This window comes from Streptomyces sp. W16, assembly GCF_033194735.1.
Taxonomy (GTDB): domain Bacteria; phylum Actinomycetota; class Actinomycetes; order Streptomycetales; family Streptomycetaceae; genus Streptomyces.
In genome coordinates this window covers 1-9,817 of the sequence record NZ_JAWOAI010000385.1, presented here as the reverse complement: position 1 = coordinate 9,817, position 9,817 = coordinate 1, and the positions used below count along the sequence as shown (strand labels likewise).

The 9,817-nt window shown below is 70.8% G+C and carries 8 protein-coding genes and 1 pseudogene; all 9 read left to right on the top strand.

Annotation, left to right across the window (positions count from 1 at the left end):
• The coding region (locus tag R6V09_RS36850; protein WP_317885831.1) for a hypothetical protein at positions 1–590 on the top strand (590 nt) is incomplete at its 5' end.
• A gap of 96 nt (positions 591–686) precedes the next feature.
• Entirely contained in the window at positions 687–1,634 is a 948-nt protein-coding gene (locus R6V09_RS36845; protein WP_317885830.1) for a hypothetical protein, read from the top strand.
• On the top strand, positions 1,631–3,067 hold the full coding sequence (locus R6V09_RS36840; protein ID WP_317885829.1) for a peptidoglycan-binding protein: 1,437 nt from the start codon (positions 1,631–1,633) through the stop codon (positions 3,065–3,067). Before R6V09_RS36845 ends, R6V09_RS36840 begins: the two co-directional genes overlap by 4 nt.
• Positions 3,064–3,774, top strand: a complete 711-nt coding sequence (locus tag R6V09_RS36835; protein ID WP_317885828.1) for an ABC transporter ATP-binding protein — start codon at positions 3,064–3,066, stop codon at positions 3,772–3,774. The genes R6V09_RS36840 and R6V09_RS36835 overlap by 4 nt, the downstream gene beginning before the upstream one ends.
• Positions 3,771–5,018, top strand: coding sequence for an ABC transporter permease (locus R6V09_RS36830; protein WP_317885827.1), 1,248 nt, complete (start codon positions 3,771–3,773; stop codon positions 5,016–5,018). The genes R6V09_RS36835 and R6V09_RS36830 overlap by 4 nt, the downstream gene beginning before the upstream one ends.
• Positions 5,019–5,096: 78 nt before the next feature.
• On the top strand, positions 5,097–6,044 hold the full coding sequence (locus R6V09_RS36825) for a helix-turn-helix domain-containing protein (RefSeq protein ID WP_317885826.1): 948 nt from the start codon (positions 5,097–5,099) through the stop codon (positions 6,042–6,044).
• A 90-nt stretch (positions 6,045–6,134) separates the two neighbouring features.
• Entirely contained in the window at positions 6,135–7,661 is a 1,527-nt protein-coding gene (locus tag R6V09_RS36820; protein WP_317885825.1) for a GMC family oxidoreductase, read from the top strand.
• A gap of 70 nt (positions 7,662–7,731) precedes the next feature.
• On the top strand, positions 7,732–9,156 hold the full coding sequence (locus R6V09_RS36815) for an alpha/beta hydrolase-fold protein (RefSeq protein WP_317885824.1): 1,425 nt from the start codon (positions 7,732–7,734) through the stop codon (positions 9,154–9,156).
• 250 nt (positions 9,157–9,406) lie between these two features.
• Positions 9,407–9,817 (top strand): annotated as a pseudogene (locus R6V09_RS36810) (hypothetical protein); the annotation flags it as partial.

Genomic DNA, 9,817 nt, shown 5'->3' with positions numbered 1-9,817 from the left:
ACGCGCTGCTCGCGCCCCGGCCGCAGGGTGCGCCGACGCTGCCCGCCGCGGAGCCGACGGTCTGGTATCCGTCGCTGGGGCTGCTGCGGTCGATCCTGTCCGCGGGCGACGGCCCGAGGGTCGAGGCCAGGAATCCGCGCCAACCCCTGCGCCCCGGGCGGTACTTCCGGCTGACCGACCCCGACGGCAGCGTGAACGACCTCTACGTGGGCGTCAGTCGGACCGCCGTCGACCCGACGTACGCCCACCGGACCCAGGCCTGCCTGGACGGCACCGGACACGTGCTCGCCTCCCCGTGGAACGGCCTGATCTACAGGTGCGCCCTGACCAGGCACGGGTCGGGCAGCGTGCTGCTCTACTACGTGTCCGACGCGGCCCTGCCCACGACGAGCAACCCCCGCGACAAGGACTCCTGGGCGACCGGTGTCACCTACGTGACCTCGGGCGGATGGGCGGTGCAGGTGATCGCGGGCTCGCTCGACGAAGCCGCCGAGAGCACGAGCGCGCGCAGTCCGTGGACGACTTCCCGACTGACCCGACTGGCCACCGACCCGCGCCTCTTCGACGCCGTCAAGGAGTCCGGCGACTGAGCTGACGCACCCCCGGCACACATCTTGATCGACCCTGACAGCAAGGATGGCATGAGCATGCCCAAAAACAGCGCGCCCGGAACGCCCAGAACACGCATGCCCGACATACGTGGCCCACTGGTCACCGCACTGGCTGTCGGCCTGCTGCCCCTGCTCGCCGCCTGCGGTGGCGGCGGAGACGGAAGCGGCAAGTCGGCTTCCTCAAGCGGCAGTTCGAGCGGATCCGGCGCCACCACCACGACCACCGCCGGCGGAGCCGTACAGCTCACCGTCCCGGACGGCGTGGACGACGCGACGAAGAAGCAGTACATCGAGGAGAACGCCGTCGCGGTCTGCATGAGGAAGCAGGGCTTCACCTACACCCCGCACGTGCAGTCCTCGAACGCGGCCGATCCGCTCGCCGCGGTCGACGGGGAGGACTACGCGCGGGCGAAGCAGTTCCGGCAGAAGTACGGCTTCGGGTACTACGCCGGCGCCGTCTACCCGAACGACCCCGACGTCCCTTACAGCAAAGCCGCGATGGCCAAGAGGACCGCGCCCCAGGACCATGACGAGGACGGGCTGACCGACGCCCAGAAGAAGGCGTACGACATCGCGCTGACCGGTCCCCCGGCCAAGTCCAAGGCCGAGGAGAAGGTCGGCGGGTGCTCGGAGGTGGGACGGGCCGCGGCGCACGGGCCGGCGCTCAGTGCCGCGGCCGAGAAGAAGGCGGAGAAAGCCCGCGACAACGCGAACCACGCCAACGGCCTCGCGCTCAACGGGGACTCCCAACTCGTCCAGCTCGCCCAGCAGTTCGCGACCTGCCTGACCGGTCAGGGCATCTCGGTCAGCACCACGCAGCCGACCGGCATGGTCGACATGGTCCGCCTCGACATCTCCCGCCAACTGCCGGAGAACTTCATGTCGATGAGCAGGGAGGTCGCGCTGCCCCTCCTCAACAAGGACATCGGCATCGCCCTGAAGGACCTGGACTGCGGCAAGAAGTTCCGCGCCGCGTACTTCCCCAAGGAGAAGGCCAAGCCGTACTACGGGGAGGACGGATGAGCCGCCCGGAGGGGGAAGGCGCGAGCCGGATCGGCAGCGGTCGTAGGCGACTTGGGGTGGTCGTGGGGGCCGTCGTGCTGGTCGGGGCGGGTGGGTGGTTCGCCGGGACGCAGGTGCAGTCGCCCGCCGACGCCGCCGCCTCGCACACGGCGCCGACGGCCGGGCCCGTGACCGTGGCGGTCGTACGGCAGTCGCTCACCGCGAGTGTGGTGGCGACCGGGTCGGTCGAGTTCGCCTCGCCGCGGCCTCTGTCGCTGGCCGGGCCGGTCGGCAGTGGCGCGTCCTCGGGGGCGGACGGCAGTGAGGGTGCCGAGCAGCGGGTCACCAAGGCGCCGGTCGCCGGTACGAAGATCAAGGAGGGCGACGTACTGATGACGGTCAACGGCCGTCCGGTGTTCGCGCTCGGCGGTTCCGTGCCGATGTACCGCGCTCTGGGGCCCGGCACTTCGGGCGACGATGTGACACAGCTTCAGAAAGCCCTGCAGCGGCTCGGATTCGGTCCCGGCTCGATCAGCGGGACGTACGGGCAGGGCACCGCCAACGCCGTCGCCGACTGGTACAAGAGCAAGGGGTACGACGCCCAGGAGCCGAGCCCCGCCGATCAGCAGCAGCTCGGCTCGCTCGAACAGGCCGTCTCCGCCGCGCAGGAGGCGCTCCTCACCACCAACAGCGCCGTCCCCACTACCGGTTCCCCCTCCCCCACTCCCCAGTCCAGCACCGACCAGCAGGTCCACAAGATCCAGGTCAAGTCCGCGCAGAAGGCGCTGGACCTGGCGAACGACGCGCTCAGCAGTTTCAAGGCCACCTACGGTACGAAGGTCCCGGCCGGCGAGGTCGTCTTCCTGCCGAGGCTGCCCGCGCGGCTGGACAAGGTGAGCGTGAAGACGGGCGACACCCCGTCCGGCCAGATCGGCACGGTGACCAGCTCCGACGTGGTGGTGCAGGCGGCCGTCCCCGGCACGGACGCACAGCTCCTGCGGCACGGGATGACCGCCCAACTGACCACGGCGGACGGCAAGTCGGCGACGGGCACCGTGAACGTCGTAGGGGATGGTTCCGACTCGTCGTCGGCTGCGGACTCCTCCGCCACGGCCTCCTCCGCCACCGGCGAGACCGACTCCGCCTCCACCTCCGACTCCACCGCCGCCGTCCAGGTGCGGATCACCGTCCCGGAGCCCGGGCCGCTCGCCGGTGAGACCGGGGCGGCCGTGAAGGTGACCATCAAGGTGGGGGCCTCGGACGGCAAGGTGCTGACCGTGCCGATGGCCGCGATCCACACGTCGTCCGACGGGCGGGCCCGGGTTCAGGTCGCCCGCGGTGACACTGTGACCGATGTCCATGTCACCGTCGGGCTCTCCGCCGCCGGGATCGTCGAAGTCAAGCCGGACGGGGGCGCGTTGAAGGCGGGCGAGAGAGTGGTGGTGGGCGAGTGACCGGCACTGTGGTGGACACGGACACCGTCATCCAACTCACCGCTGTGGAGCGGACGTTCGCCTCCGAGCCGCCCGTGCACGCCCTGCGCGACGTGCACTTGGCCGTGCGGCGCGGTGAGCACCTGGCCATCGTCGGGCCGTCCGGTTCCGGGAAGTCGACGCTGCTCAACACGCTCGGGCTGCTGGACCGGCCCACGGCGGGCTCGTATCTGCTGGACGGGGTGGAGACCACCGGGCTCGGTGACCTGGAGCGGACCTCGTTGCGCGGGAGCCGGATCGGGTTCGTGTTCCAGTCCTTCCACCTGTTGCCGTACCGGACGGTCGACGAGAACGTCATGCTGGCCGAGGCCTATCGCAGGCCGCGTCCCGGACGCGGGCGCGGGGGTCGGCTCGCCCGCGCCCATCAGGCCCTGGAACAGGTGGGGTTGGGGCACCGGGTGGGTTTCCGGCCCGACCGGCTGTCCGGCGGTGAGCGTCAACGGGTCGCCATCGCAAGGGCGTTGCTCAGCGACCCGGCGCTGCTGCTCTGCGACGAGCCGACCGGCAACCTCGACACCGAGAACACCCTCTCCGTACTGGAACTCTTCGACGAGCTGTGCGCCCGGGGCATGACCCTGGTCGTGATCACCCATGACGACGCGGTCAGCCGTCGGGCGGGGCGCCGCGTCCGTATCACCGACGGACGCCTCGCCGAGGAGGCCGGGTGATACGCGCGGAGCGGAAGAGGCAGGCCGAGCGGCCCTGGATGGATCCCCGGGACCTGTGGACGGAGGCTCTCGCCGGGGTCCTCGCCCGGCCGGTGCGGTCCGCGCTGACCACGCTCGGCACGGTCCTCGGCATCACCACGCTCGTCATCACCATCGGGGTGGCGTCCACCGCGGGCAACCAGATCGTCGGCCGGTTCGACGCGCTCACCGCTACTTCGGTGACCGTGACCGTGCCGGCGCCGCTGCCCGGGGAGGAGGACGCCGGGCCGCTGGTGCCGTGGTCGGGGACCGATGCCGTAGGGCGGCTGGCCGGTGTGGTGGCGGTGGCGGCGCTCGCGGACTCGGACGCGACCGACAGCGTCCTGGTGCGGTCCAACGACGTGACCGCGCCCGGCGACATGTCCGGTCAGACCCTCGCGGTGCTCGCCGCCTCGGCGGGTCTGCCGGCCGCCGTGCACGGGGCGATGACGGCGGGACGGTTCTACGACGCCGGGGACATCGCCCGGCACGACCATGTGGTGGTGCTCGGCGACCAGGCGGCGAAGCTGCTCGGCATCAAGCGGGTGGAGGACGCGCCGGCGGTCTTCTTCAAGGGGCAGTCGTACACCGTCATCGGCATCCTCGGCGGGATCCGGCGCGAGCAGCGGCTGTCCACGGCCGTCATGGTGCCGCCCACCACCGCGGCCGACCGGATCGGGCTGACCGACATCACCCGGGTGCTGGTCGACACCGCGCTGGGCGCGGCGAAGCAGGTGGCGCGGCAGGCGCCGATCGCGCTGGCGCCCGGGCACCAGGACTCGCTCTCCGTCGAGGCACCGCCCGACCTGTCCAAAGCGCGGGCGGGCGTCCAGAACGACACCAACAGTCTCTTCCTCGTCCTCGGGCTCGTCTCGCTCGTGGTCGGTGCGATCGGCATCGCCAACGTGACCCTGGTGACGGTGATGGAGCGCGTCGGCGAGATCGGGCTGCGGCGCTCGCTGGGCGCGTCCCGGCGGCAGGTGGCCGGGCAGTTCCTGCTCGAATCGACGACGATCGGGCTGCTCGGCGGGATCGTCGGCGCGGCCCTGGGCATCGCGGTCGTGGTGTGCGTGGCCGTGTTCAAGGAGTGGACGCCGGTGCTCGACCTGCGGCTCGCGCTCGGCGCCCCGCTCGCCGGCGCCCTCGTCGGACTGCTCGCGGGTCTCTACCCCTCGCTCCGCGCCGCGCGCATGGAACCGGTGGAGGCCCTCCGCGCACCGTCGTAGCAGCACGAACCGGGACAGGGCCGACGGCCTGACTTACACTCCTCGGGCCCGGTGCCGGAACGGTGAGGGGAGAGGCACATGTCCTCGGTCTCGACGCCTCGCGCGGAGAACTCCGCGACGCGGCTGGAGTTCTGGCGCGACATCGTCAGCCGCAGCTTCGTGCCGCTGGAGATCGTGCCGCGTGAAGGGCCCGATTTCCACGCGCAGTTGAGCATCGCGCGGGTCGGTCCGGTGCGGGTGTCCGTCGTGACCACCCCGCCGCACACGGCCCGCACCCGGCGCCCGGCCGGCTCGGACGCGTCTGACCACGTCAAGGTCAGTCTCCAGCTGACCGGGCACTGTGTCCTCACCCAGGGGGACCACCAAGCCGAGCTGAAACCGGGCGAGTTGGCGGTCTACGACACCCGCAGGCCGTACACCCTCGACACCGACCGGCCCGGCCGCAGCCTGGCCCTGATGTTCCCGCGGGCCATGCTGCGGCTGCCGGAACGGGAGTTGGCGCGCGTGACGGCGGTCTCGGTGTCGTGCCGGGGCGGGCTCGGCACGGTCGTGCGCCCCTTCCTGTACGGACTGGCGCGCCAGGTCGACGAGTTGGAGTCGCTCGCCACCCCCCGGCTCGCCGACAACGTGGCCGATCTGGTCGGCACCCTCCTCGCGGAGCACACGGGCGCGGACCTGGCACGGGGACCCGACGACGGCCGCGAGGTGCTCACACAGCGCATCCTCGCCTACATGGAACAGCGGCTCCACGACCCGGAGTTGGCTCCGGAGCAGATCGCGTCCGCCCACCACATCTCGCGCCGCTACCTCTACAAACTCCTCGCCGGGCACGGCTGCACCGTCTCCGGCTGGATCCGCGAACACCGGCTCGCCCACTGCCGCCGCGACCTCGCCGATCCGGCCCTGGCCCACCTCCCGGTCGGCGCCATCGGCAGCCGCTGGGGCTTCCCGGGCCCGGCCCACTTCAGCCACGCCTTCAGGACGGCGTACGGCATGAGCCCGAGCGAGGCCCGCGCGGCACGCTGACCCGGCGGCCCCGGCGACCGTGCTCAGCCCGGCAACTCCCCGTGCACCGCGACGAAAGCCGAGCCGACCGGCGAACGGCACTCTTCCGCCATGGAAGCCTTGCAGAAGACTTACGACCACATCGTCGTGGGCGCCGGTTCGGCCGGCTGTGTCATCGCGCGCCGGCTCGTGGACGCCGGCCGCAGCGTCCTGCTGATCGAGGCGGGCGGCCCGGACGACAACCCGGCCATCCACGACCCGGGCCGCATGTGGGAGCTGTGGACCTCGCCCGAGGACTACGCCTATCTCACCGAACCCCAGCAACACGCCGACGGCACAAGGGTGTTCTGGCCGCGCGGCAAGGTCGTCGGCGGGACCAGCGCCATCAACGCGATGATCTACGTCCGCGGCCACCGCTCGGACTACGACGACTGGGCCGGCCGGTACGGGGCCACCGGGTGGTCGTACGACGAGGTCCTGCCGTACTTCAGGCGGTCGGAGGACTTCGAGGACGGTCCCTCGGAGTACCACGGGTCGGGCGGGTTGCTGCCGGTCACCCGGAACCACTCGCCCAACCCGGTCTCCGTCGCCTTCGTGGAGGCGTGCGAGCAGTACGGGATCCCGTACAACGACGACTGCAACGGCGAGGAGATCCTCGGCGTCAATCTGCTCCACCTCAACGTGCGCAACGGGCGGCGGGTCAGCGCGTGGACGGCGTTCGTCCAACCCGTGCTGGACAGCCCGCTGTTGACCGTGCTGACCGGTGCGCCGGTGGTCCGGGTGCTCGTCGAGAGCGGGCGCGCGTGCGGAGTTGAGGTCGTCGAGGGCGGCCGGACCGTCGCCGTACGGTGTGCGGGCGATGTCGTGCTGTCCGGCGGCACCATCGGCTCCGCGCAACTGCTGCTGCTCAGCGGGATCGGACCCGCCGACGAGCTGCGGGCTCTCGGCATCGGGGTGGTCGCCGATCTGCCGGGGGTCGGGGCCAATCTGCACGATCACGCGCTCGCCCCGGTGGTGTACGAGTCGGCGCGGCCGGTGCCGCCGGGGACGTCCAACAAGATCGAGGCGCAGTACTTCGCGAAGACCGATCCCGCGCTGGCCGCCCCCGACCTGCAGCCGGTGATGTCGCATGTGCCGCTGCCCGTCGTAGGACAGGACGTGCCGGAGGAAGGCCATGGGTACAGCCTCGCGCCGGGCACGATCCGGACGCTGAGCCGGGGCCGGCTGTGGCTGCGGTCCGCCGACCCGGGCGAGGCGCCCGCGCTCGATCCGCGCTACTTCGAGGAGCCGTACGACCTGCGGGCGATGGTGACCGCCGTCCGGCCGCCGCGGGAGATCGGGGAGCAGAAGGCGCTCGGCGAGTGGCGGGCGCGGGAGATCGCGCCCGGGCCGGGGGTGGTCACGGACGACGAGATCGCCGCGTATGTGAAGCGGAACCTGACCAGTTACCACCATCAGGTCGGGACGTGCCGGATGGGCACCGGACCGGACGCGGTCGTGGATCCGCTGCTACGGGTGCACGGGGTGCCGGGGCTGCGGGTCGCGGACGCGTCGGTCATGCCGGCCGTACCGTCGGGCAACACGCATGCGCCGACCGTGATGATCGGCGAGCGGTGTGCGGAGTTCCTGCTCGGCTGATCTCCCGTTGCGGGGCGACCTGGGCCGGGTTGAGGTGGGGGCAGAACGCAGCTCACCGAAGGAGTCCGTCGTGGTGGACAGGCGCAGGTTCATCGTGGGGTCCGGTGCCGTCGGCGCCCTCGCCGTGCTCGGCGGGACGGCCGGGTGCACGGCGCGGGCCGAGGGCGAGGCCGTGAGCGCGACGGCTCCGGCCGGCGGTCATGTCCGGGGCGCCACCGCGATCACCAAGGTCTACGGCGACGGCCAGAAACTGGTCGCGGTGGCGGTCGAGTACGACGCCGACATCACCGGTTCGGCCCTGTCGACGTCGACGTTCAAGGTCACCGGCCGGACCGTCACGAAGGTCTACGCGAACCGCTCCGCCGACCTCGCCGAGCGGGGCAGGGACGGGCGCTACGTCATCGTCGAGATGTCGCCGGACGACAAGGCGGCGGCGCTGTGGGTGACGCAGCAGGGTGGCGGGACCGCGTCCAGTTCCTCGCCCACCGGTTCCTCGCCCACCGCGTCCGCTACGGCGTCCTCGTCGTCCTCCGCCGGCGCGGCCCCCGGCGGAGGCGGTCCGAAGGTCGGGGACAGCACCCCGGGCGGCACCATCGTCGCCGCGAAGGCCACCCTCACCCAGACCGGCACCGTCACCACGACCCACGGCACCCGCTACCCCGCGAGCGCCACGAAGGTGACCACGGACGCGGTGAAGAACCTGATCGTCGACGACTTCCGGCAGTTCACCTTCACCGACCCGGTGACGAAAAAGACCCTGAAGTACAACCTGTTCGTCCCCAAGGGCTACGACCACCGCAAGAGCTACCCGCTGGTGCTGTTCATGCATGACGCGAGCGTGGTGAACGTCGCCACCGAAGGTCCCCTGGTGCAGGGGCTCGGCGCGGTGTGCTGGGCGAGCCCGGAGGACCAGGCCCGGCACGAGGCCTTCGTGCTCGCGCCCGAGTACGACTCCGTCGTGATCGACGACACCTACAAACCGTCGCCGCTCTTCGACACCACCGCCCATCTCGTGCAGTCGCTCACCAAGAAGTACAGCCTCGACCGGAAACGGCTCTACGCCACCGGTCAGTCGATGGGCGCGATGATGACGCTGGGGCTGAACATCAAGTACCCGGATTTGTTCGGGGCGTCGTTCGTCGTAGCCGGGCAGTGGCCGGCGGACCAGGCGAAGCCGTTGGCGAAAAAGAAACTCTGGATCGTCGTCTCCCAGGACGACGACAAGTCCTACTCCGGCGAGAACGCCATCACGAAGGTCATCAAGGAGCAGGGCACGGCCGTGGCGACCGCGGTCTGGGACGGGCGGTCCAAGGGCGCACAGTTCGCCGCGGACGTGCGGAGCCTGAAGGCGCAGAAGGCGCCGGTCAACTACGCCGCGTTCAAGACCGGCACGGTGGTGCCGGCCGGTTCGGCGACCAGTGCGCACATGGCCACCTGGCAGGTCGCCTACACGATCCCGGGCATCCGGGAGTGGGTCATGGACCAGTCCCTCTGAGTTCTCTCTGAATATGACCTGTTCTCGTCGTCGAATTCTCGCCGCCGATGAATCAGGAGAATGCGGGTCAATAATTGCGGCGCAATAGCTCGCGCCAGCTAAGGTTGCGCGAAGCGAATTCATCGGCACGACCAGGAAACTTCTGCGTCCCCTGTGAAAAAGCTTCTTCTTTCTCGTATTGCTTCACAGATTGAGGCAGGACAGTGGCGCTCGGCAGCCCTGACAACCTCGATCGAAGGAGCTCACCTTCATGGACAGGCGTAGGTTCATGGCCGGTACCGCGACCGCGACGGCGGGGGCCCTGGTGGTGTTCGGCGGCGCGACCCCCAGCTCGGCGCGGGAGGCGAGCGGGACGGGCGCGACGAGTACGGACGACAGCCCTGTGAAGGGTCTCACCGCCATCACCCAGGTCTTCGGAGCCGGGCAGAAGCTCGTCGCGGTGGCGGTCGAGTACGACAGAGAGATCGACGGGCGGACGCTGTCGACGTCGACGTTCACGGTCACCGACCGCACCGTGACCAAGGTCTACACGAACCGCTCCGCCGACCTCGCCGAGCGGGCGGGGTACGGCCGCTACGTCATCGTCGAGCTGTCCCCGGACGACACGGCGGCGGCCCTGTGGGTGACCCAGCAGGGCGGCGGCACCCCGCCCACCGGCGGC

Excerpts from the sequence above, each read along its gene's own strand:
- R6V09_RS36845 (WP_317885830.1), top strand. The coding sequence starts at position 687 with ATGCCCGACATACGTGGCCCACTGGTCACCGCACTGGCTGTCGGCCTG.
- R6V09_RS36840 (WP_317885829.1), top strand. The coding sequence starts at position 1,631 with ATGAGCCGCCCGGAGGGGGAAGGCGCGAGCCGGATCGGCAGCGGTCGT.
- R6V09_RS36825 (WP_317885826.1), top strand. The coding sequence starts at position 5,097 with ATGTCCTCGGTCTCGACGCCTCGCGCGGAGAACTCCGCGACGCGGCTG.
- R6V09_RS36820 (WP_317885825.1), top strand. The coding sequence starts at position 6,135 with ATGGAAGCCTTGCAGAAGACTTACGACCACATCGTCGTGGGCGCCGGT.